Raw genomic sequence first — 21,403 nt, forward strand, 5'->3', positions numbered from 1 at the left:
GCAGGAGGCGGTTTCCGCCCCCAGTAAGCTGGCGGCATGCCCGCCCTTGCCGCCCTGCTGCCCACCCTGGTGGCCATTGCCATCCTGGCGGCACTCACGGTGGGCATCCTGTGGGGCGCGCGGACGCCGTCGTACCTCTCCCCTGCCCTGGCCATCCTCCGCGGCGCGGCCCAGCTGGCGGTGATCAGCCTGGTGCTGGGCGGCGTCATCACCAACCCGCTCTGGGTGGGGGCGGCCCTGCTGGTCATGTTCACCGTGGCATCCGTGACGGCGACGCGGCGGCTCACCTGGTCCTGGCGGCGCTTTGCCGTGGTGGCCGCAACGATGGCTGCGGGCATCCTGGTGACGGTGGCCATCGTGTTTGGCACAGGTGCCATCGAATTCTCCCCGCGATACGCGCTGGCGGTGAGCGGGATCGTGATCGGCAACTCCATGACCATCGCCACGCTTGCCGGCCGCCGCTTCTTCGAGGCCGTCCTGGAGCAGTGGGACCAGGTAGAGGGCTGGCTGGCGCTGGGGGCAACACCCCGGCAGGCCACCCTGATCCAGGCCCGGCAGGCAGTGCACTCGGCGTTGATCCCCTCCACGGACCAGACCAAGACCACCGGGCTTGTCACACTGCCCGGCGCGTTCGTGGGTGCCATCTTCGGCGGCGCCTCTCCCCTGGAGGCGGGCCGGTTCCAGGTGGTGGTGCTGGCCTCGATCATGGCGGCCGGATCCATCACCGCCGTGGCGCTGATCCGTTCGCTGGGCAACGTGAAGGTGCGTCCCGAGCCGCTGTGACCGGGCCGGTTTCTGCCCGGACGGTTTGGCGCTGCGGAAGTTCATTCCCGCGCCGCAAAAACGATGGCGCTACCGATATTTCGGTCGCGCCATCGTTTTTGCGCGTCGAAAGTACCGTCGCGCATCGAAAATGTGTTTGAGGACCTAGCCCTGCTTTACCAGCGCTGCTTCCAAGTTGATCTTCACCTTGTCGCTGACCAGCACACCGCCGGCTTCCAGGGCTGCGTTCCAGGTCAGCCCGAACTCCTTGCGGCTGATCTCGGTTTCGGCGGAGAACCCGGCACGGGTGGCGCCGAAGGGATCCACGGCAACGCCGGTGAACTCGACCTCAAGTTCCACGGGCCGGGTGACGCCCTTGATGGTGAGGTCCCCGGTCAGCGTGTACTCCTCGCCGTCGCCCTCGACATGGGTGCCGCGGAACGTCATCTCGGGGTACTGCTCCACGTCGAAGAAATCAGCCCCGCGGACATGGGCGTCCCGGTTGGCATCCCCGGAAGTGAAGCTGGCGGTGTACACCGTGGCATGCACGGACGAGTCCGCCAGTGATTCGCCCACGCGCGCTTCCGCCGACGCTTCTGTGAAGCGGCCCCGGACCTTGCTGATCCCGGCATGGCGGACGCTGAAGCCGATCTCGCTGTGGGCCATGTCCAGGGTCCATGTTCCCGGCGTGAGTTCCTTGGGAAGGGTCATCGCTGTTCTCCTTACTCGTAGGGCCGCAGGCGCTTCTGCCCGCTAAAGGCGCAATATTCCAGACACCCCTAAATATTCCCCACAAAACCCGCAGACGTAATAGGGCGACTTGAACCCGGAGCGGATTTCCGGCGTATACATAAACGTGGCTCTACGACTCCTGACCGCACTGGCGCTGTTCATCGACTCCGGCGTCCACTTCTTCCTGGCCCCGGGCTACCAGAACGCGCAGCCGGGCACCATCAGCCAAGGCACCCTGTTCCTGCTCGAGGCGGCCGCGGCGCTGGTGGCCGGCGTCTACGTCCTGGTCCGCGGCAGCAGGGCTGCCTACGCCCTGGCCCTGGTGGTGGCACTCAGCGCGTTCGCCGCCGTCGTGCTTTACCGGTACGTGGACATCCCGGCCATCGGGCCCATCCCGGCCATGTACGACCCCGTCTGGTTCTTCTCGAAGACCCTTAGCGCTGTCGCCGAAGGTGCGGGCACACTGCTGGCACTCGCCGGCCTGGTCCGGACGAGCCACAGGGCAAGGTACGACGACGGCACCAGGCTTCGGGCCGGGCGTCGCCGGCGGTGAGGATCACCGCCGGCGTTGCTAGCATGCGAGGGGAGGTGCAGATGAGCGCAGCTGAACGGGCAGTGCCGGACGCGCTGGCCGCCCTTGTGGCCTACGGGCTGGCGGCACTGTGGCTGCTCACGCTGACCCCGTCCGCTCCAATGACCCAGCTGGCCGGGCTGGCCGCCGGCGCCGTGGTGGCCGGCGCCGCCGTCGGCTCTGTCCTGCGGCGCGTCCCGCGCTTCTCCACGCCCGCCGACCGTGTCACCCTCCTGCGCGCCGTCCTCGTGGCCCTTTGCGCCGTGTTGGCCGTGCAGCAACTGTTCACCGGGCCCCGCACGGACCTGCTCCTGCCAGTCCTGGGCGGCGCCACGTTCCTCCTGGACGGGCTCGATGGCGCGGTGGCCCGGCGTACCGGCACCTCGTCGGCGGAGGGCGCCCGCTTCGATGGAGCCACGGACGCCGCCCTGGTCCTGGTCCTGTCCGTCGCGGCCGCCGCCGTCGTTGGTCCCTGGACCCTGGCCACCGGGGCCATGTACTACGCATTCTCTGCCGCCGGCTTCCTCCGGCCGCACCTCCGTGCAACGCTGCCGCCGAGCACGTCCCGCAAGGCGATCGGGGCGTTCCAGCCGTTCGCGCTGCTGGTGGCACTGCTGCCGGTGACTCCGCCCAATGCGGCGGTTGCGGCGCCGGCCCTGGCCCTTGGCCTGCTCGCGTTTTCCTTCACGCGGGACGTGGTCCAGCTGGAGAGCCGCCACCGGGCGGTGGTTTTGGACGCGGAGGCCGGGCTTACGGCGCTTTAGCCGAGTGCTGTGCAGCCAGGTGCTCCCGCATCGCCGTGGCCACGGCGTCCGGTGAATCTTCCGTGGGGATGTGCTTGCCGTCCACCTCCACCAGGTCCGCGTTGGGGACCTCCTCCACGTACCGGCGGGCAAACCCGATTTTCTGGAAGTCGTCGTCCCGGCCCCATACCAGGCGTGTGGGGATTGCGGCTTCCTTGAGGGCCGGGACCAAGTCCAGGGTGTAACGGGGATCGGCGGCCGCTGCCATGGCCATCCACGAGCGCGACCGGGCCGGAGAATGCCACGGCGACAGGTAGTCCTCCAGTTCCTCCTCGGTGAGCGTCCGGACGGCGCAGCCCTGCGTGGACTTCCGGCGTGCAGCGAGGAGGTCCTCCTCGCTGGTGTTTGCCCGCACGTCAGGGTCCCGGAAACGCTCGACGGCGGGCACCGGCCAGGAGTCGAACATGACGGCGTTCATCAGCACCATCTTCCGGACCCTCCCGCTGTAGGCGGCGAGCTGCTGGGCCACGCCGCCGCCGATGTCGTGGGCAGCGACGTCAAACTCCCCGATGCCGAGGGCATCCGCGGCATCGAGCACGGTCTGCGCCAGGGCCGGGACGCTGGCCTGCTCAACATCCAGCTCTCCCCCGCTCCGGCCGAAGCCCGGAAAGTCCAGCGCGTAGCAGCGGCTGTGTTCGCCAAGGGCCGGCAGGACGGGCTGCCACACCCGGCTCCAGAAGGTGCCGTGCAGCAGGATCAGCGGCGGGGCGCCCTCATCCCCCGCCGCGAGGTAGGACAGCGGGATGCCGTTCACGTCAACGGTATGGCGTTCGACGGGCTGGGCCATGGGTGGTCTCCGTTCGAGTTTGGGGCGGGGCTGGGGTGCTACGCGGCGAGCACCGCGGGCAGCCCGGTGAGGGCCGGGATGGTGATGTCCGGTGACTGGAAATAGGAGGGGTAGCGGGCGCCGGTGCGGTTGATCCACACGGTCCGCAGCCCGGCTTTGGCTGCCCCATGGATGTCCCAGGGGTGCACGGCAACCAGCAGCATCTTGGCCGGGTCTGCTCCGGCCGCAGTTGCCGCGTACTCATATGCGGCCTTGGCCGGTTTCCAGGCAGGCGCGTCCTCCACGGATAGGAGCAGCTCGAATTTGTCCCTAACGCCACCGGCAACCAGCAGTTTGTCCGTGTTGGCGGTGGCGCCATTGGTTAGCGTGACCAGCCGGTGCCCGGCCGCCGCGACGGCGCGGATGCCGTCCGGGACGTCCGGGTGAAGGGACAGGTTCTGCATGGCAGCCATGACGCGTTCGACGGCGGTCTCCAGGTTTCCGGAGATCCCTTCGGCTCCCAGCAGGGTGCGGAGGGCATCGGCGCCAATGGTGGCGAAGGACGCCTTGCCCCCGCTGGCGGTGAGGGCGAACCCGTCACGCAGGAGCGTGGCGAACCAGAGTTTGGCCAGCCCGCGAGGCGCCCCGACCTGCGCGAATGCCTCGGCGAGCGGGCCCATGTCGGACAGGGTCTCATTGACGTCAAAAACGATGACCAATGGTTGGGACATGATGTTCCTTTCCTGTTCCGGCGGGCAGCCCCACCGCGGAGCCGCCCGCTACTTGGCCGGGTATTTGTTGGAGCGCAGGAGCCGGGCCAGGTGCACGGCGTTGCGGGCAAGCCCGGCATTGGTGGAAGCTACCGGGTCCGGGACCTGCTCAAGGTCCATGAAGTCCACGGTCTGCATGGCCTCGCCCACCCAGTAGGTGCCGCCCTGGGCTGGAAGGCTGAAGCCGACGTCGTTCAGTCCCTGCATCATGTCGGCGATGGTCTTGTGGGCCCCGTCCTCGTTTCCCACCACGGCAACCGTGGCAACCTTTCCGTACATGACCGGCCGGCCGTCGTCGTCCGTTTCCGACAGGTCGGCGTCCAGGCGCTCCATGACCTGCTGGGCGACGCTGCAGGGGTGGCCCATCCAGATGGGGGTGGAGAGGACCAGGATGTCCGCGGCCAGGATCTTTTCGTGGATTGCGGGCCACGCATCACCGTTGCCCATGTCCACCTGCACGCCGCGCTTCACGTCATGGTCCACGATGCGCAGTGACTCGGTGGCCACCCCGTGGCCTTCCAGTTCGTCAAGGATGTGCTGGGCCATCAGCTCGCTGCTGGACGGTTCCGGGGACGGGGTGAGGGTACAGATGAGGGCAAGAGCGGACAACGTGGACATCAGCGAAAGCTCCCTTGATTTTCTCGACCAAAATAGTCAGTCTACTGAGTAGTAGATCACACACCCTGCAGCATGTACTGCAGGTGGCGCAGGAGCCCGGGCCCCGGCGGCAGGCGCTGACGCTAGACCAACTCTCCATCAGCCGGACGTAAACGGGCACTTCCGCCCGCCCAATCCACTGACCACAACCGGAAACGAGAGACCAAAAATGACCCACGTACAGTCCATGCTGGACACCTACCCCAAAGACCTCGGCAACCTGGACAAGGACAAGCTCGCCGCATGTATCCAGGCCTGCTTCGAATGCGCCCAAACCTGCACAGCCTGCGCCGACGCCTGCCTGAGCGAAGACATGGTCGCGGAGCTGACCAAGTGCATCCGCACCAACCTCGACTGCGCGGACATTTGCGCCGCCACCGGCAACGTCCTCTCCCGCCACACCGGGTACGACGCGAACATCACCCGGGCAGTCCTGGAAGCCTGCCATGCGGCCTGCAAGGCGTGCGGCGACGAATGCGGCGCGCATGCCTCGATGCATGAGCACTGCCGCGTCTGCGCCGAATCCTGCCGCCGTTGCGAACAGGCCTGCGCCGACCTCCTGGCATCCCTGGGCTGAGACGCCCGGGAAGAACGGCTCCGTGCTTTAGGCAAAACAACGCGGGGCTCCGCCGTAACGGCGGAGCCCCGCGTTGTGGTTTACCGGCTGACTGTTTACTCGGCTGCACCGTTCAGGCTGGCCAGTGCCTTGCGGAGGCGGGTGCCGGCGTCGTCCGCCACTTCCTTAACTGAAGGTGCGCTGCTCAGCTGCACCATGGTCTGCGGATCGATCGCCTCCACAGTGGTTGCATCGGCTGCGCTGTCCCGGCGCACCACCACGTTGCAGGGCAGCAGGGCGCCCATTTCCGGTTCGGCGGCCAGGGCGCGGCTGGCAAGGGCGGGGTTGCAGGCGCCAAGGATGACGTAATCCCCGACGGCGTCCGCGGCTTCAGCGCCAAGCTTCGCTTCGAAGGTGGAGCGGACGTTGATTTCGGTCAGGATTCCGAATCCCTGCGCGGCGAGGGCTTCGCGGGTGCGTTCCACGGCTTCGGCCCAGGGAAGGGAGACGGTGGTGGCCAGGGTGTAGGTCATGGTGCTCCTTTGAGGTTGCTGCCGGTCCGCTGATGGGGCGTTGGTTTATGCCAGGGAGAGGAAGAGCTTCTCCAGGTCCTTGCGGTCCATGGTTGCGTCCTTCTGGACGATGCACTGCTCCAGCCCGGTGGCGATGATGGCGAAGCCGGCCCGGTCAAGGGCCTTGGACACGGCCGCCAGCTGGGTGACAACGTCCTTGCAGTCCCGGCCTTCTTCAAGCATCCGCGTGACGGCGGCGAGCTGGCCCTGGGCCCGCTTGAGGCGGTTGATCACGGGCGTGAGTTCAGTGGGGTTCAGTTCCATAAGAGGTGTCTCCATCGATGGGGTGCTGCCCTCAACTATATACCCCCGTGGGTGTTTTGACTACCCCAGGGGGTATCTGTAATACTCGGTGGGGTATCCCCCAGACCCCTTCCGAGAGGCCACACATGACATCCCCTTCCAAAGCAACCGCCGTTACGGCGCTTGCTCCCGAAACGCTGCAGTCCTGGATCACAGAGCACCAGGACCTGGTGGTGATCGACGTTCGCTCTGCAGCCGAGTTCGAGTCCATGCACATCCGCGGTTCCTACAACGTGCCGCTGCCCTTGCTCTCCGAGCACACCGACGAACTCGCCGCCCGGCTGGGCTCACGCGTGGTCCTGGTCTGCCAGTCCGGCGTCCGCGCCGAGCAGGCACGCCAGCGGATGGCCACCGTCGGCCTCGATACCGCCTACGTCCTCACCGGCGGGGTTCCGGGCTTCGCCGCTGCCGGCGGCGACGTCGTCAAGGGCAAAGACCGCTGGGACCTGGAGCGCCAGGTCCGCCTGGCCGCCGGCTCCCTGGTGATGCTGGGTCTGGTGGGCGGCAAGTTCGTCTCCCCCAAGGTCCGCATGCTCGCCGGCGCCATCGGCACCGGGCTGACCTTCTCGGCCGCGACCAACACCTGCGCCATGGGAAAGGCCCTGTCTGCCATGCCATGGAACAAGGCCGCCAACGAACCCACCCGCGAAAGCGCCATCCTGCAGCTTCCCGTGCAGACAGCTGAAGCGGGCGCGGCAGCATGATCCCGGCCCTGGGACTGGGGCTCGTCGTCGGCGTCGTACTGGGCGTAGTGGGTGGCGGCGGGTCCATCATCGCCGTTCCTGCCCTGGTGTACGGCGTGGGCATGAGCCCCGCCCAGGCCATCCCCACCTCACTTCTGGTGGTGGGCATCTCCTCACTGGCGGCCCTGCTCCCCCGCCTCCGCGAGGGCCTGAACTGGCCCGTCATCGCACTGGTAGGCGCCGCCGGCATCCCGGCGGCCTGGGCGGGAGCCGCCGTGGGGAAACTGCTGGACCCGAACATCCTGATGCTCGCATTCGCCGTGATCATGGTGGTCGCGGGCATCCGGATGCTCAAGAAGCCGCGCGAAACCGAGGGCTCCTGCAGCACCGGGCCGCGCCGGGCCTTCCGGTCCTGCGCCCCGAAAGCCGTGGCTGTGGGCGTGCTGGTCGGGTTCCTCACCGGGCTGCTGGGCGTGGGCGGCGGCTTCCTCATCACCCCCGCACTGACCATCTTCCTGGGCCTGCGGATGAAGCAGGCCGTAGGGACTTCGCTGGCGATCATCGTGGTCAACTCCGCCGCCGGGTTCAGCGCACACGCAGCCGGCTACACCATCGACTGGGCCACCACCCTGGCGTTCGCAGTCCCGGCCATCCTGGGTTCCGTCTTCGCCGCCCGGCTGGCCCGGCGCCTGCACGACAAGCACATCCGCATCTCATTCGCGGTACTCATCTTCGCCGTCGCGGCGTGGGTCACCGCCGGCACGGTCACCGCCTGACCCCGTTACAGAGGAGAACATCGTGGGATTGATCGATTCCCTCAAGAAGGCCTTCAGCAAGCCCTACAAGACGATTTCCGTGGCGCAGGCCAAGGAACTCCTGGGCTCCGGCGCCACGCTGATCGACGTCCGGTCCGCCCAGGAATGGCGCACCGGCCGCGCACCCCAAGCCAAACACGTTCCCCTGGACCGGCTGCAGACCAGCACTGCCGGAATCCAGAAGGCCCGGCCGGTGATTGCCGTCTGCGCCTCCGGCGTCCGCTCTGCCTCGGCGGCCAGGCTCCTCGCCGCCAAGGGATATGACGCGTACTCGGTGCGCGGCGGCATGGCCGCCTGGCGCCAGGCCGGCGAAACGATCCGCTGACCCAACTCCACCCCACCAGCCGCAACCCATTTCAAAGGAGAACTCCCATGGCTGAAATCACCATCACCGAAACCGACCAGCGCCGCTCTACCGCCCACATCCTGGATGTCCGCGAGGACTTTGAAGTTGCCGAGGGCATGATCCCCGGCGCGCTGCACATCCCGATGGGCCAGCTGCAGGCCCGCCTGGGCGAGCTCGATCCGGCCGTGCCCGTGATCGCCGTCTGCCGCAGCGGCAACCGCAGCGCCGCCGTCGCCGATGCCCTCAACGGCGTTGGCTACAAAGCGGACACCATGGCCGGCGGCATGACCGCCTGGACACGCGCCGGACTCCCCACCACCTAAGCCTGCCCGGACCCGCCCTTCCCTGATCGACGGCTCCCGCCGCACCGCAACTCAATTGGCGGCAGTCCCCTTGCGTTATACCCCCGGGGGTATCTAAAATAGTTGCCAGAGACAAATACTCCCCCTACCTGAAGGAGAGCACCCCATGCTTATCGAGCGCATTTACGACGAAGACCTCGCCCAGGCCAGCTACCTGATCGGCTGCCAGGCCAAGGGCGAAGCGATCGTGGTGGACGGCCGCCGCGACATCGCCGTCTACCAGGAACTGGCTGCCAAGAACGGCATGAAGATCGTTGCGGTCACCGAGACCCACATCCACGCCGACTACCTCTCCGGCACCCGCGAACTGGCCGCCGCCACCGGCGCCAAGATCTACGTCTCCGGTGAGGGCGGGCCCGACTGGCAGTATGAGTTCGAGGGCGAGCGGCTCTACGACGGCGACATCATCACCTTGGGCAACATCAGCATCAAGGCCGTCCACACCCCCGGCCACACCCCGGAGCACCTGTCCTTCCTGGTGACCGATGGCGCGTTCAGCGACAAGCCCGGCTACCTGCTCTCCGGAGACTTCGTCTTCTCCGGCGATCTGGGCCGGCCGGACCTGCTAGACGAAGCAGCCGGCGGCGTGGACACCAGGTTCGAGGGCGCGAAGCAGCTGTTCGCCAGCCTGCGCGACAAGTTCCTCACCCTGCCGGATTACGTCCAGGTCCACCCCGCCCACGGCGCCGGCAGTGCCTGCGGCAAGGCCCTGGGTGCCATCCCCTCCTCCACCGTCGGCTACGAGCGCCTCTACGCCTGGTGGGGTCCCTACCTCGCCGCCAACGACGAGCAGGGCTTCATCAACGAACTCCTCGACGGCCAGCCCGACGCCCACGCCTACTTCGGCCGCATGAAGCGCGAAAACCGCGTAGGCCCGGACGTCATGGGTGAACGCACCCCGCTGCCCGAGCTCTCCACCGGAATCGTGGCCGCAGGACTGGCGGAAGACACCCTGACCTTCATTGACACCCGCTCCAACAGCGAGGTCCACGAAGGCACCGTGGTCCGGTCCCTGAACGTTCCGGCCGGCAAGTCCGTGGCCAGCTACGGCGCCTGGGTGGTGAACCCGGAGACGGACAAGAACCCGCTGGTGCTGCTGGCCAAGGACCAGGAGCAGGCGCAGGACATGTGGGATCACCTGGTCCGCGTGGGCATCGACAACGTGGCTGGCTACTTGACCAGCATCGAGGGACTGCCCACCTTCACCCCCAAGCTGATCCAGCCGGAGGAACTCGAAGGCTTCGACGCAGCCATGGTCCTGGACGTCCGCAACAAGACCGAGCACAAGGCCGGGCACGTCCCGGGCTCGTACCAGCTCAGCGGCGGCCGCGTCATGTGGCACCTGGATGAGCTGCCGGTTGGCGGGACCATCGTGACCTACTGCCAGTCCGGCGTGCGGAACTCCGTAGCCGCCAGCGCCCTGCGCCGTGCCGGGTACGACGTCGTCGAGCTCGACGGCAGCTACGCCGCCTGGAACGCGTGGCGGAACAGCGTCCCCGCCGCCTAACCCAGGCGACCACAGACCGCCCGGGCAGGACCCCCCTCCTGCCCGGGCTTCCGGCCCGGGCGTGCCCCCACACGCCCGGGCCACCCTTTGCCCAAACGGAACGGAACCACTCGATGAACGGCACAGCACTCCCGCGCCGCAGCACGGGACCAGCGCCTGCGGTGCTGGGCCTGCGGCAGAACCTGGCGCAGTTCATGCTGCTGGTGGCCGTCAACGCGCTGGTGGGCGGCACGCTGGGCCAGGAACGCACCGTCCTGCCCCTGCTGGCCGCGCAGGAATTCCACCTCGACCAGTACACCAGCGCACTGACCTACATCCTGGCCTTCGGCCTGTCCAAGGCCGCGATGAACTACTTCGCCGGGACGCTCTCTGACCGCTACGGCCGCAAACCCGTGCTGGTCGCCGGCTGGCTGGCAGCGGTACCCGTGCCACTCATGCTCATCTTCGGCCCCTCTTGGGGCTGGATCGTGGCAGCCAATGTGCTGCTGGGCATCAGCCAAGGCCTCACCTGGTCCACGGCAGTCATCATGAAGATGGACCTGGTGGGCCCCAAGCAGCGCGGCCTGGCCATGGGCTTCAACGAGGCCGCGGGCTACCTGGGCGTAGCCGTGACTGCGCTTGCCACCGGCTACCTCGCCACGGCCTACGGCCTGCGGCCCGCCCCCTTCCTCCTGGGCGCCGCATACATTGCCCTCGGCCTGGGACTGACGGTCCTGGCAGTGAAGGAAACCCACCACCACGCCAGGACCGAGGCCTTCCAGCACGTCGGCAGCCAGGACAGCGCGCACGCCGGGCTCAGCACCGGGCAGGTCTTCACCCTCACCAGCTTCAAGGACCGGTCACTCTCGGCGGCCAGCCAGGCCGGCCTGGTGAACAACCTCAATGACGGCCTGGCCTGGGGTCTCTTTCCCGTCCTGTTCGCCGGTGCCGGCCTGAGCCTGGGCCAGATCGGCATCCTGGCCGCCGCCTACCCCGCCGCCTGGGGTGCCGCCCAGCTGGTCACCGGTGCCGCGTCAGACCGGTGGGGCCGCAAGTGGTTCATCGCGGCGGGGATGCTGGTGCAGGCCGCCGCCCTGGGGATCATCGCCTCAGCGCACGGCTTTGGGCCATGGCTCGCCGCCGCCGTCGTCCTTGGCCTTGGTACCGCCCTGGTCTATCCAACCCTGCTGGCCGCCATCGGCGACGTGGCCCACCCGGCCTGGCGCGCCCGCTCAGTGGGCGTCTACCGGCTGTGGCGCGACGGCGGATTCGCCGTCGGCGCCCTCCTGTCCGGTGTCCTCGCCGACCTTTACGGCATCCCCGCCGCCATCGCCGCCGTCGCGGTTCTCACCGCAGCGTCCGGTGTGGTGGTTGCCGTCCGGATGCGTGGCAACGACCACGCTCTGCGACAGGGGCAGAGTCAGGACTCGAAGTAGGTGCTTGTGGCCGAGCCGTCGATGCCGGAGACGACGGAGCGGGCGCCACTCCTGCCTTTGGAATCAGCCCGCCGATTCAACGAACCGCCGGATCTCCTCCGCCATCCGTTGAGCCTGCGTCCAGTGCAGGTAGTGCCCGCCTTCGAGGGGCAGGACCTGGTGCCGGGTGACGTTCTTCAGCAGGTTCTCCGCGGCGGCGGTTTTGGTGGCAGTCCTGTCATTTTTTTCATCGGCGATGAAAGCGAGGACCGGGAGGTCATGGGGGTAGGTGACGCCCCGGAGGGCAGCCGCGTTGTTGGCGATGCGCGCGGTTTCATCAGCCACGGCAGGATTGCCCACGTTCCACACCGTCATGGTGCGCATCCGCTGCAGCTCCTCGTCGGTGTAGGCCTTGCTGTCCGGGTCAACCAGGCCGGGCGCCAGCGCGGCTACCACTCGGACCACGCCCAGGGTGGCCAACAGTTTGGCCCAGTTGATGCCCGGCTGCGGCTCCGCCACCGGCTGGTCCCCCGGTTTGGGAATGCTGACGTCGATGCCCACCACGGCGGAAACCTCGGAGCGGTACCGGTTGGCGTAATCCAGCAGGTAGAACCCGGCAATGGAGTGGCCCGCCAGGACGTAGGGCTGCCGGACCTGGAGCTTGGCCAGCACCTCGTGCAGTTCGTTGCTGATGTGTTCGTTGGTCCGGGCACTGGCCTCCATGTCGCTGTAGCCGTACCCGAACCCTTCCACCACGATGACGTCGAAGCCCTTGAGCTCGCGCATCAGGGGCGCGAAGTCCAAGCCGGGGGCCGCAGTTCCCAGCCCACTGAGGAGGATGATGGGCTGGCCTTGGCCCCCGGTGGAAGCGACGCCGTCGCTCCCGCCCTGGGCGGTGCCGTTCGGGGATGCCCCGCTCCGGACCACGTTCAGCGATCCGCCGTTCACCGCTACCCTCTCGCCATAGGGCACCAACGTTGCCCTTTCCTGCTGCTCCAGGAGCAGGTTGGCCACGGTGGAAACGAGGACCAGCCCAAGGACAACCAGCGCCGTGATCCCCAGGCGGCGCGGCCAGCGCCGTCGCCGCCGTGGCTTTACCGGGTCCTGCACCGGCGTTCCCACAGCAGCTTCACCCGTGCGCAGCGACGTAGGTGACCAGCCCGTCGACGGTGGCCACGGCAGGGTAGTCGGCCTCGGGGATGTCCACGCCGGTGGTCTCCGCGATGACCTCCACCAGGCGGAGGAAGTCCAGCGAGTCCAGCTCCAGGTCCTGGCGGAGCCTGGCGGCACCGTCCAAGTCTTCGGGCTCGACGTCGGGAGCTACTTTCCCGATCGCCGCCGCCACCGCCTGGCGCGCGTCCTGTTCATTCACGGTTCCTCCTCGCTTGCAGGTTTCACAGCTTGTCCGGCTCCTGCAGCAGTTCGTCGATGCGTGCCAGGAACCGGCCGCCCCGCAGCCCGTCGCTCACCCGGTGGTCCGCGGACAGGGTGGCGATGGCGGCGTGCCGGATGCCGAGCATCCCGTTGTCCGCAAACGGCTGCTCCAGGACCTTGCCGAACCCCACCATGGCTACCTGCGGCGGGTAGATCACCCCGTACACGCTTTCGACGCCCAGATCCCCCAGGTTGGTCACCGTGATGGTGGGGTCGGCCATCTCCGCGCGCTGCAGCCTGCCCGCCCTTGCCCGGCTGACCAGGTCGCGCAGCTGGTCCATGAGTTCATCCAGGCTGAGGGTGTCGGCGTCGTGCAGGGCCGGGGCCACCAGTCCGCCATGCCGCAGTGCGACGGCGACGCCCAGGTGCACTTCGCTGCTGGGGTGGAACGCGCCCTTGGTGAAGAAGCCGTTCAGGTCCGGCACTTCCTTGGCTGCCAGCGCGGTGGCCTTCAGCAGCAGGGCGGAAGGCACCAGCCTCGACGACACCGGCCGCTGCTGGTTCGCCGCCTGCATCCAGGCCATCGCCGCCGCCAGGTCCAGTGTGGTGGACAGGTAATAGTGCGGGATCTCCTTCTTGGACCGGGACATCAGCGCACCCACCGCCTGCCGCAAAGTCTCGGCCTTGCCGCCGGCCGCCGTCGGGCGTTTTTGCCGTGGTGCCTCTTCCGCGGCTTCGGGCGCAGGCTCCCGGGCAGGAGCTTCCGACGGCGGCGCTTCCGCAACCTGTTCGCGGGGTGGCCGCCCCCTGGGCGGGACTGCGGAGAGCACATCGTCCTCGGTCACCGCGCCGCCGGGGCCGGTTCCGCTGACGTCCTGCAGCTCAACGCCCAGTTCGGCCGCCAGCCGCCGCGCCAGCGGCGATGACCGGACCCGCCTGGCTTCCGCGGGTGCCGGCGCTGCCGGCTCTTCAGGCGCTGCTGCTTCCTCCGGCGCCGCTGCGGTGACGGACGCTGCTGCGGCGCGTTCGACGTCGGCCCGCACCACCTCGCCGCCGGGCCCGCTCCCGGTGATGCGTCCGACGTCGACCCCCAGGGTGTGCGCAAGGTGCCGGACGGGCGGGGCGGCTTTGACTGCCGACTCCGGGTGCCCGGCCTCGGCACCCTGGTGAGCGGGCGTTGGCTCCCGGGCTGCCAAAGGTGAGCGGGCGTCGGAGGAAAGCGTGCCGGAAGTGAGCGGGGGTTGGGCGGGAGGGAGTTCGGCGGGGGTGGCGGTGATCCGGGCGATGGGGGTGCCCACGTCCACGGTGTCGCCGATGTCCACTAGGAATTCGGCCACCACGCCGTCCTGGAACGACTCGATGTCCATCACGGTCTTGTCCGTATCCACGGCCGCCACGAGGTCGCCCTTGTGGACGTAGTCCCCGGGTTTGACCAGCCATTCCACCACCTTGCCGTGCTCCATGTCCGCGCCCAGGGACGGCATCCGGAACTCATCCACCGGCACCCACGGCCCTTCGCGCGGCCGCCATGACCCGCTCCACGGACGGCAGGGCCGCCTGCTCCAGGTGCTTGGCGTACGGAACGGGCACCTCCTCGCTGCACACCCGCTCCACCGGTGCGTCCAGGTCGAAGAACGCCTGTTCGCTGATCCTGGCCGCGATCTCCGCGGAGATGCTGCCGCTGCGCCAGCCTTCATCCACCACCACGGCCCGGTGCGTACTGGCCACGCTGTCCAGGAGGGTGTGCGTGTCCAGCGGGCGGAGGGTGCGCAGGTCGATCACGTCAGTCGCGATGCCCTCCCCGGCAAGCTGGTCCGCGGCCTCCTGCACCAGGGGCAGTGTGCCGCCGTATGTGATGAGCGTGACCGTGTCACCGCTTCCGTCCGCCTGCCTCAGGACCGCTGCCTTGTCGATGCCCACGGCGCCGGCGTCCTCGTCCAGCTCGCCCGCCACGTTGTACAGCGAACCGTGCTCGAAAATCAGCACCGGATCCGGGTCCTGCAGCGCGGTCCACAGCATGCCGCGGGCGTCGGCCAGGGTGGCCGGGGCCAGGATCCGGAGCCCGGGGATGTGTGCGTACCAGCCCTCCAGGCTGTGCGAGTGCTGGGCGCCCAGCTGCCGGCCGGCGCCGGTGGTCATCCGGATGACGATGGGCACGTTGAACTGGCCGCCGGACATGTGCAGCAGAGTGGCGGCGTTGTTGATGATCTGGTCCAGCGCCAGCAGGCTGAAGTTGACCGTCATGATTTCGACGACGGGCCGCATGCCGCCCAGCGCAGCACCGATGCCGGCACCCACGAACCCGGATTCGGAGAGCGGGGTATCGCGGATCCGCTCCGGCCCGAATTCCTCCAGCAGGCCCAGGCTGACGGCGAAGCTTCCGCCGTACCGGCCCACGTCCTCACCCATGAGGAACACGCGTTCGTCGCGCTGCATCGCGTCGCGGAGGGCCGCGCGCATCGCTTCACGGTATGGTTTTCATCCTGCCGCCCCGCCTTTCCCTGGCCCCTTGCTGATGTCCGTCCCACTGTTGATTTCTTCCACCCGGTCGCTGTACACGAACCGGGCGAGTTCGGACACCGGTTCCGGTGTCCCGTTCTCGGCGAATCCGACGGCGGTGCTGATCTCCGCGTCCACGTCCGCCTGCAGCTCGTCCCATTCCTCCTCCGGCAGCTGTCCGGCGGCCTCCATGGCACCCTGCAGCAGGCGGATGGGGTCCCGTTCCATCCACTGCGCCACCTCGGACTTCTCCCGGTAGAGCTCGGGATCGAACATGGAGTGGGCACGGAAGCGGTAGGTTCGCAGTTCCAGGAAGTGCGGGCCGCCGCCGGACCGCACTGCGTCCACGGCGCGCCGCGCGGCTTCCTCCACCGCGAGCACATCCATGCCGTCCACGGCCCATGACGGGATCTCGTACGCCGCGGCCTTGAGCGCGATGTCGGTCTGGGATTCGGACCGGACCAGCGCGGTTCCCATGGCGTAGAGGTTGTTTTCGCAGCAGAACAGCACCGGCAGCTGCCACAGGGCGGCCAGGTTCATGCTCTCGTGGAACTCGCCTTCGGCCACGGCGCCCTCGCCGAAGAAGCAGACGGTCACCTGCTGGCGCCCGGCCATCCGGTCCGCGAGCGCCAGGCCGACGGCGAGCGGCAGCCCGCCTGCCACGATCGCGTTTCCGCCGTAGAAACGGGTGGCGGCGTCGAACAGGTGCATCGACCCGCCGCGGCCCCGGCAGCAGCCCTCGGCATGGCCGTACATTTCGGCGAGGATGGCGCCGGCCGAGACGCCGCGCAGGAGGGCGTGCCCATGCTCCCTGTACGTGGCCACCACCGCGTCCTCCGGCGCCAGGGCTTCCATCACCCCGGCCGCCACGGCTTCCTCGCCGATATACACATGAAGCCGCGGATCTTGGCCGCGCTGTACAGCTCGATGCATTTTTCCTCGAGCCGGCGTACCCGCAGCATCCGCCGCAGGAGGTGCAGTGCGTGCCCCGCATCCGGGACGCCCTGGTTCTTGAGGGCGGTCATGGCTGGTCCTTGCGGGTGCTCATTGCTGTTCCTTCAGTGTCACTGCCGGGCCCGCCGGGGATTCCAGCGTCGAGGTGTCACCTTCCGGCAGCCCCAGTTCGCGGGCTTTGAGGAGCCGGCGGAGGATCTTTCCGCTGCGGGTCTTGGGCAAGGTGGCGGTGAAGTCCAGCAGCCTGGGCGCCACGGCGGCACCCAGCCGTTTCCGCGCGAATCCGATGATGTCCAGCTGCAGCTCCTCGCTGGGCTGGTGGCCCGGCTTGAGTTCCACGAAGGCTTTCACCACTTCCCCGGCCACCGGGTCCGGCACTCCGATCACACCCGCTTCGGCCACGGCCGGGTGTTCCATGAGGCAGCTCTCCACTTCGAAGGGGCCGATCAGGTGGCCGGAGGATTTGATCACGTCGTCGCCGCGGCCAACGAACCAGTAGTAGCCGTCGCCGTCGCGCTTTGCCAGGTCTCCCGTGAGGTACCAGCCGCCGGCGAAGCAGCGCCGGTACCGCTCCTCCTCATTGAGGTAGCCGCGGAACATCGAGGGCCAGCCGGGCCGCAGCGCCAGCTCCCCCATGGTGTCCGGTCCGGTGATCAGGACAGCCTGGCCGTCCCTGATGATGGGTTTGCCGTCGGCGTCCCTGGCCACCAGGGCGGCCTCGATGCCGGGCAGCGGCCGGCCCATGGAGCCGGGACGGATGTCCATGGCGGGGTAGTTGGCGATCATGATCCCGCCGGTCTCGGTCTGCCACCAGTTGTCGTGCACGGGCAGGCCAAGCACGTCCTGGCCCCACACCACCGCCTCCGGGTTCAGCGGCTCCCCCACGCTGGCGATGAAGCGCAGCGCGGAGAGGTCATGCCCGGCAGCCCTTTCGCCGCCCGCCTTCATGAGCATCCGCAGGGCCGTAGGCGCGGTGTACCAGACCGTGACGTGCTGCTCCGCGAGGATCCGGTACCAGCGGTCCGCGTCCAGTTCCTCCTCGTCCACAACGGCGGTGACTCCATGCACCAGCGGCGCAATGATGCCGTAGGACATGCCGGTCACCCAGCCCGGATCCGCGGTACACCAGTAGATGTCGTCCGGGTGCAGGTCCAGGGCGAAGCGGCCGGTGGCGTAGTGGGCTGCGACGGCGTCGTGGACGTGGATGGCGCCCTTCGGTGTGCCCGTGGTGCCGCTGGTGAAGTGCAGCAGTGCCATGTCCCCCGGCTGGGTGTCAGCGATCTCCTCGACAGGGTCGACCTGGGCCAGGAGTGCGGCCAGGTCCAGGGTTCCCGGTTCAGACCGACTGTCCGTGTCTACCAGCAGGACGTGGCGGAGTTCGGGCAGGGCGTCCCGCACCGGAGCTATCTTCTTGCGGTACAGCGCCCTGGTTGTCACCAGCACCCTGCCGGTGCCCAGGTGCAGCCGCTGCCGCACAGGCTCGGGGCCAAAGGCGGAAAAGAGCGGGCAGAAGACGCTGCCGTTCTTGAAGGTGCCAAGGACCGCGACATACAGGTCCGGGCTGCGCCCCAGCAGCGAAAAGACCCGCTCGCCGCGCCCCACGCCCAGGCCCTGCAGTACTGCCGCGAACCTCCCGGACCGCTCCGAAAGGTGGGCATAGCTCAGGGACCGGGTGCCGCCGTCGGCCTTGACGAAACGCAGGGCCTCCCTGCCGCCGCGGCCCTCCGCCACGTGGCGGTCCACGGCCTCGTAGGCGATGTTCAGCCCCCGGCCGCCGGGCAGCCCGGCCAGCGCCCGCCGCGCCTGGTCCCAGGTGAAATCCCGCCGGGCGGCGTCGTAATCCAGCATGTTGGGCTGGACCGGGAGCGCGGCCACGTCCTTGGTGATGGCTGGCCAGCGCGTGGACCCTTCAACTCCGGTGGTCATTGTGGTCCTCCCTCATGCCTAGAACCCGGAGGGCTCGGTCTCGAACTCGGGTTCGCCGGGCTGGTACTCGTGGTGCAGCGGCCGCAGCGCCTCGGTCCGGGGATGCCAGAACAGGGCGTCGTAGCGTTCCCCCATCCGCGTGGGGACGTAGTTGCCCCGCTCCCGGTGCGGGTTGTACACCACCCCGATGGCCCGGTGGCCGCGCCAGGAGGTGAGCCAGGGCCCGGTTCTGTCGGCACCGAACACCAGGACGGACGGCTCGCCCAGTGCCTCGTTGAGGAGGTCCTCGTGGCTCCCGTGTACGGCGGCAGGCACATCCATTACCCACTCCGGCGAGCCCCATGACTCCGCTGCGGTGACTGAGCCGGCGTAGGACGCGAACCCCGCCAGCACCACCTCTCCGGGGTGCCGCTGCCGGACCAGCTGCCCGATGTTGACCATGCCGTCATGCGCCATGTCCGTTGCCCGGGCATCGCCCACGTGCGTGTTGTGCGCCCACACCAGTCCCTTGGAGTCCGGTCCGTGGTGGCGCGCGATCCGGTCGATGGTGTCGCTCATGTGGTGGTCCCGGATGTTCCAGGACTGCTGGTCGCCGCGCACCATGGTGCGGTAGTAGCGCTCAGCGTTGGTGGCCACGATGGCGTTCTGGACTGCGTCGAAGGCCGCCGGATCATCCTGCAACCGGCCCAGCGTCCGCCGCCGGACCTCCGCCAGCAGCGCCACCACGTCCGCCTCGCAGGACTGTGGCACCAGCCGGCTGCTCAAGGCATACCGCTGGGGGTCCTCGCGGTACGGAACGAAGCAGTGCCAGGCCTGCATGGCTGCCGGGAGGGCGTCCTCGGCGTTGGCCTCGAGCCAGGAGAAAATCTCCCGCAGCGAATCCCACAGGGAGTAGACATCCAGGCCGTAGAAGCCGGTGCGCTGGTGCGCGGGGAGGTCCAGGTTCCGGTCGCGCAGCCAGGTGAGGAACTCCGCCACCTCCTGGTTGGCCCACATCCAGGTGGGCCAGCGTTCAAAGCCCGCCAGCAGCCGACGGGCATCCATGTCCTGGCCGGCCTCGCCCCGGACCCAGCGGTTGATCCGCCAGCAGTCCGGCCAGTCCCCTTCCACCCCGATCCACGTGAAGCCGTACTCTTCGATGAGCCGGCGGCTGAGCAGCGCCCGCCAGTGGTAATACTCCCGGGTGCCGTGCGATGCCTCGCCAAGGCACACGAACCGGGCGGGGGCAGCGAGGCGGACCAGGGGTTCGAGGTGGTCCGCCGTGGCCAGGGGGTGGGCGAGGCGGCGGATCTGGCCCGTTTCAGCCGCCCGTTCCGCACCCCGCTCAGCCCAGCGGCCGTCAGCGTTCATCCCTGGCCTCCGGCCTGGACCGCCCCACCGGCTCGGGCAGAAGGTACTGCCGGAACCAGTCCGCGGCAAGGCTGGCTGCCATGGCCAGGGTGCCGGGCTCTTCGAAGAGATGGGTGGCGCCCGGGACAACCTCCAGCCGGGTGGGGGCCTGCATCTGGGCCATGGCCTGCCGGTTGAGGGCCAGCACCTGCGTGTCCGCGCCACCGACGATCAGGAGGGTGGGCGCTTTCACGGCGGCCAGCCGCGGGCCTGCCAGGTCCGGACGTCCGCCACGGGACACCACGGCTTCAACCTGGGCGCCGGGCTCTGCGGCGGCCCACAGGGCGGCGCCCGCGCCGGTGCTGGCCCCGAAGTAGCCGATCCGGCCGGCCGAGCCGTCGTGCCGTGCCTCCAGCCAATGGGTTGCCGAGGAAAGGCGGTGTGCCAGCAGGGCGATGTCGAACACGTTCGCCCGGTTGACCTCCTCCTCCGGGGTCAGCAGGTCAAGCAGCAGGGTGCCCAGGCCTGCCCCGTGCAGCACGGAGGCGACGAAGCGGTTGCGGGGACTGTGCCGGCTGCTGCCGCTGCCGTGGGCAAAGAGGACGGTGCCGTCGCACCTGGCGGGCAGGTAGAGGCTGCCCCTCAACACCACCCGGCCGTTGGGAATTTCCACGTCCTGCTCCAGGCTCCCGTCCCCGCCTTCCTCGGCGCGGCGGCGTGCCGGGGAGGCGGCGGCGTCCAGCAACTGCACCACCTCGCCATCTTCGGTGGGCGAGAAGTCGTGGTAGTAGTAGCCCACGGCCTGGAAGTCCTGGGGCGAGAGCAGGCAGACGACGTCGTCCGGTTCCTTCAGCTCCACGATGGCACGGGCAGGGGCAACAGGAACGGCAAGGATCACTTTCGCCGCGCCGAGGTGCCGGGCCACCTGGCAAGCGGCCCTGGCGGTGGAACCGGTGGCGATGCCGTCATCCACGATGATCACCGTGCGGCCGTCGAGGTTGATGCGGGGGCGGCCCTGCCGGAACCGCGCCACCCTGCTTTCCAGCAGTGCGCGTTCCTGCCGTTCCACCTGCTGCAGGTCCTCCTGCGAAACCCGGGCCAGGGACATGGTGCGCGGATCCAGGACGCGGACTCCGCCCTCCCCGATGGCCCCCATGGCCACCTCGGGCTGGAACGGAACCCCCAGTTTCCGCACCACGATGACGTCCAGCGGCGCTTCGAGGGCCTTCGCTACTTCGAACGCCACCGGGACACCGCCGCGCGGCAGGCCCAGCACCACCACGTCCCGTCCTCGCAGGCCCGCAAGCCGTTTGCCCAGCCGCCGCCCGGCGTCGGACCTGTCATGAAACGCAACCATAGCTGTCACCCGCCATGCATGATTTCTTCCCCGGGCACCGCTGCCGCGGCAGGGGCCCAGGACATGCGGAGGACAAAGTGGGCGTCGGAACTGCTCTTGGCAATCACGGCCCCTGCGTCCCCCGCAAGCTTGACGCCGAATTCGATTTCGATCTTTTCCGGAGTTAGTTCCGCCATGGCCTCCAGTGCTGCGCGGGCGGCGGGGCGGACGCTGGCGAGTGCATCTTCCAGTCGCCTGCCCGTGTCCAGGATTCCCTGCTCGTTCCGTGCGGGATGGTCCACGCCGTAGCTGTCATCAGCAGCCTCGACAAGCACGGTCCCGGATCCCACTTCGTACCGCAGCACCTCGGTCATGGCGGATTCCTT

24 protein-coding genes and 1 pseudogene are annotated in these 21,403 nt (G+C 68.6%); 10 read left to right on the forward strand and 15 right to left on the reverse strand.

Translation table 11 applies throughout. From position 1 onward, the window contains the following. Positions 1 to 36: 36 nt before the first annotated feature. Complete coding sequence (locus LFT44_RS15960; protein WP_236799413.1) at positions 37 to 783, forward strand: ABC transporter permease; 747 nt, start codon at positions 37 to 39, stop codon at positions 781 to 783. 144 nt (positions 784 to 927) lie between these two features. Here LFT44_RS15960 and LFT44_RS15965 read toward each other — a convergent pair whose 3' ends face one another. Further along, on the reverse strand, positions 928 to 1,473 hold the full coding sequence (locus LFT44_RS15965) for a YceI family protein (RefSeq protein ID WP_236799414.1): 546 nt from the start codon (positions 1,471 to 1,473) through the stop codon (positions 928 to 930). A 145-nt stretch (positions 1,474 to 1,618) separates the two neighbouring features. Between LFT44_RS15965 and LFT44_RS15970 the strand changes: the two genes are divergently transcribed. Beyond that, positions 1,619 to 2,047 carry a hypothetical protein gene (locus tag LFT44_RS15970; RefSeq protein WP_236799415.1) on the forward strand — a complete coding sequence of 143 codons (429 nt, stop codon included), beginning with the start codon at positions 1,619 to 1,621 and terminating at the stop codon, positions 2,045 to 2,047. Between the two features lie 41 nt (positions 2,048 to 2,088). Continuing rightward, positions 2,089 to 2,829: a CDP-alcohol phosphatidyltransferase family protein gene (locus LFT44_RS15975; protein ID WP_236799416.1), complete on the forward strand. Its 741-nt coding sequence runs from the start codon at positions 2,089 to 2,091 to the stop codon at positions 2,827 to 2,829. Here LFT44_RS15975 and LFT44_RS15980 read toward each other — a convergent pair. The 3 genes from LFT44_RS15980 to LFT44_RS15990 are packed head-to-tail and all read right to left on the reverse strand — an operon-like array spanning position 2,816 to position 5,022. Continuing rightward, positions 2,816 to 3,655 carry an alpha/beta fold hydrolase gene (locus LFT44_RS15980; protein WP_236799417.1) on the reverse strand — a complete coding sequence of 280 codons (840 nt, stop codon included), beginning with the start codon at positions 3,653 to 3,655 and terminating at the stop codon, positions 2,816 to 2,818. The two genes, LFT44_RS15975 and LFT44_RS15980, sit on opposite strands and share 14 nt — an antisense overlap. Positions 3,656 to 3,693: 38 nt before the next feature. Beyond that, entirely contained in the window at positions 3,694 to 4,365 is a 672-nt protein-coding gene (locus LFT44_RS15985; protein WP_236799418.1) for a haloacid dehalogenase type II, read from the reverse strand. Between the two features lie 48 nt (positions 4,366 to 4,413). Continuing rightward, entirely contained in the window at positions 4,414 to 5,022 is a 609-nt protein-coding gene (locus LFT44_RS15990; protein ID WP_236799419.1) for a flavodoxin family protein, read from the reverse strand. Between the two features lie 208 nt (positions 5,023 to 5,230). Between LFT44_RS15990 and LFT44_RS15995 the strand changes: the two genes are divergently transcribed. Next, a complete protein-coding gene (locus tag LFT44_RS15995; RefSeq protein ID WP_236799420.1) occupies positions 5,231 to 5,638 on the forward strand; it encodes a four-helix bundle copper-binding protein in 408 nt (135 codons plus the stop codon). Between the two features lie 95 nt (positions 5,639 to 5,733). Here the strand turns inward: LFT44_RS15995 and LFT44_RS16000 are convergent, their stop codons facing one another. Both LFT44_RS16000 and LFT44_RS16005 read right to left on the reverse strand, forming a co-directional pair. Then, positions 5,734 to 6,150 carry a DUF302 domain-containing protein gene (locus tag LFT44_RS16000; protein WP_236799421.1) on the reverse strand — a complete coding sequence of 139 codons (417 nt, stop codon included), beginning with the start codon at positions 6,148 to 6,150 and terminating at the stop codon, positions 5,734 to 5,736. 45 nt (positions 6,151 to 6,195) lie between these two features. Continuing rightward, positions 6,196 to 6,453, reverse strand: coding sequence for a metal-sensitive transcriptional regulator (locus LFT44_RS16005; RefSeq protein WP_142117514.1), 258 nt, complete (start codon positions 6,451 to 6,453; stop codon positions 6,196 to 6,198). Positions 6,454 to 6,578: 125 nt separating this feature from the next. Between LFT44_RS16005 and LFT44_RS16010 the strand changes: the two genes are divergently transcribed. From LFT44_RS16010 to LFT44_RS16035, 6 genes are all read left to right on the forward strand, one after another. Beyond that, positions 6,579 to 7,196, forward strand: a complete 618-nt coding sequence (locus LFT44_RS16010; protein WP_236799422.1) for a rhodanese-like domain-containing protein — start codon at positions 6,579 to 6,581, stop codon at positions 7,194 to 7,196. Next, positions 7,193 to 7,951 (forward strand): sulfite exporter TauE/SafE family protein, encoded by a 759-nt coding sequence (locus LFT44_RS16015; protein WP_236799423.1) that lies wholly within the window; start codon positions 7,193 to 7,195, stop codon positions 7,949 to 7,951. Before LFT44_RS16010 ends, LFT44_RS16015 begins: the two co-directional genes overlap by 4 nt. A 22-nt stretch (positions 7,952 to 7,973) precedes the next feature. After that, complete coding sequence (locus tag LFT44_RS16020; RefSeq protein WP_236799424.1) at positions 7,974 to 8,315, forward strand: rhodanese-like domain-containing protein; 342 nt, start codon at positions 7,974 to 7,976, stop codon at positions 8,313 to 8,315. Between the two features lie 47 nt (positions 8,316 to 8,362). Then, positions 8,363 to 8,659 (forward strand): rhodanese-like domain-containing protein, encoded by a 297-nt coding sequence (locus LFT44_RS16025; protein ID WP_236799425.1) that lies wholly within the window; start codon positions 8,363 to 8,365, stop codon positions 8,657 to 8,659. Positions 8,660 to 8,804: 145 nt separating this feature from the next. After that, positions 8,805 to 10,205, forward strand: a complete 1,401-nt coding sequence (locus LFT44_RS16030; RefSeq protein WP_236799426.1) for an MBL fold metallo-hydrolase — start codon at positions 8,805 to 8,807, stop codon at positions 10,203 to 10,205. 113 nt (positions 10,206 to 10,318) lie between these two features. Continuing rightward, positions 10,319 to 11,620 (forward strand): MFS transporter, encoded by a 1,302-nt coding sequence (locus LFT44_RS16035; RefSeq protein WP_236799427.1) that lies wholly within the window; start codon positions 10,319 to 10,321, stop codon positions 11,618 to 11,620. A gap of 63 nt (positions 11,621 to 11,683) precedes the next feature. On the opposite strand, the gene LFT44_RS16040 is transcribed toward LFT44_RS16035, so the two are convergent. The 9 genes and pseudogenes from LFT44_RS16040 to LFT44_RS16080 all read right to left on the reverse strand — a co-directional run bounded on the left by LFT44_RS16040 (position 11,684) and on the right by LFT44_RS16080 (position 21,391). Continuing rightward, the gene (locus tag LFT44_RS16040; RefSeq protein ID WP_236799428.1) at positions 11,684 to 12,709 is read right to left on the reverse strand and encodes an alpha/beta fold hydrolase; all 1,026 of its coding nucleotides are present in this window, start codon (positions 12,707 to 12,709) and stop codon (positions 11,684 to 11,686) included. Positions 12,710 to 12,728: 19 nt separating this feature from the next. Then, entirely contained in the window at positions 12,729 to 12,971 is a 243-nt protein-coding gene (locus LFT44_RS16045) for an acyl carrier protein (RefSeq protein ID WP_236799429.1), read from the reverse strand. Positions 12,972 to 12,993: 22 nt separating this feature from the next. After that, positions 12,994 to 14,472 carry a 2-oxo acid dehydrogenase subunit E2 gene (locus tag LFT44_RS16050; RefSeq protein ID WP_236802922.1) on the reverse strand — a complete coding sequence of 493 codons (1,479 nt, stop codon included), beginning with the start codon at positions 14,470 to 14,472 and terminating at the stop codon, positions 12,994 to 12,996. After that, positions 14,465 to 15,433 carry an alpha-ketoacid dehydrogenase subunit beta gene (locus tag LFT44_RS16055; protein WP_236799430.1) on the reverse strand — a complete coding sequence of 323 codons (969 nt, stop codon included), beginning with the start codon at positions 15,431 to 15,433 and terminating at the stop codon, positions 14,465 to 14,467. Before LFT44_RS16055 ends, LFT44_RS16050 begins: the two co-directional genes overlap by 8 nt. A gap of 18 nt (positions 15,434 to 15,451) precedes the next feature. Then, positions 15,452 to 16,497 (reverse strand): annotated as a pseudogene (gene pdhA, locus LFT44_RS16060) (pyruvate dehydrogenase (acetyl-transferring) E1 component subunit alpha). A gap of 19 nt (positions 16,498 to 16,516) precedes the next feature. Then, positions 16,517 to 18,352: an acetate--CoA ligase gene (gene acsA / locus LFT44_RS16065; RefSeq protein WP_236799431.1), complete on the reverse strand. Its 1,836-nt coding sequence runs from the start codon at positions 18,350 to 18,352 to the stop codon at positions 16,517 to 16,519. Positions 18,353 to 18,370: 18 nt separating this feature from the next. Further along, positions 18,371 to 19,702 (reverse strand): erythromycin esterase family protein, encoded by a 1,332-nt coding sequence (locus LFT44_RS16070; RefSeq protein ID WP_236799432.1) that lies wholly within the window; start codon positions 19,700 to 19,702, stop codon positions 18,371 to 18,373. Continuing rightward, positions 19,692 to 21,038: a phosphoribosyltransferase gene (locus LFT44_RS16075; RefSeq protein ID WP_236802923.1), complete on the reverse strand. Its 1,347-nt coding sequence runs from the start codon at positions 21,036 to 21,038 to the stop codon at positions 19,692 to 19,694. The genes LFT44_RS16070 and LFT44_RS16075 overlap by 11 nt, the downstream gene beginning before the upstream one ends. A gap of 5 nt (positions 21,039 to 21,043) precedes the next feature. Next, positions 21,044 to 21,391 carry a CU044_2847 family protein gene (locus LFT44_RS16080; protein ID WP_236799433.1) on the reverse strand — a complete coding sequence of 116 codons (348 nt, stop codon included), beginning with the start codon at positions 21,389 to 21,391 and terminating at the stop codon, positions 21,044 to 21,046. Between the last annotated feature and the right edge of the window lie 12 nt (positions 21,392 to 21,403).

It is taken from the genome of Arthrobacter sp. FW306-05-C (assembly GCF_021801725.1).
Lineage (GTDB): Bacteria > Actinomycetota > Actinomycetes > Actinomycetales > Micrococcaceae > Arthrobacter.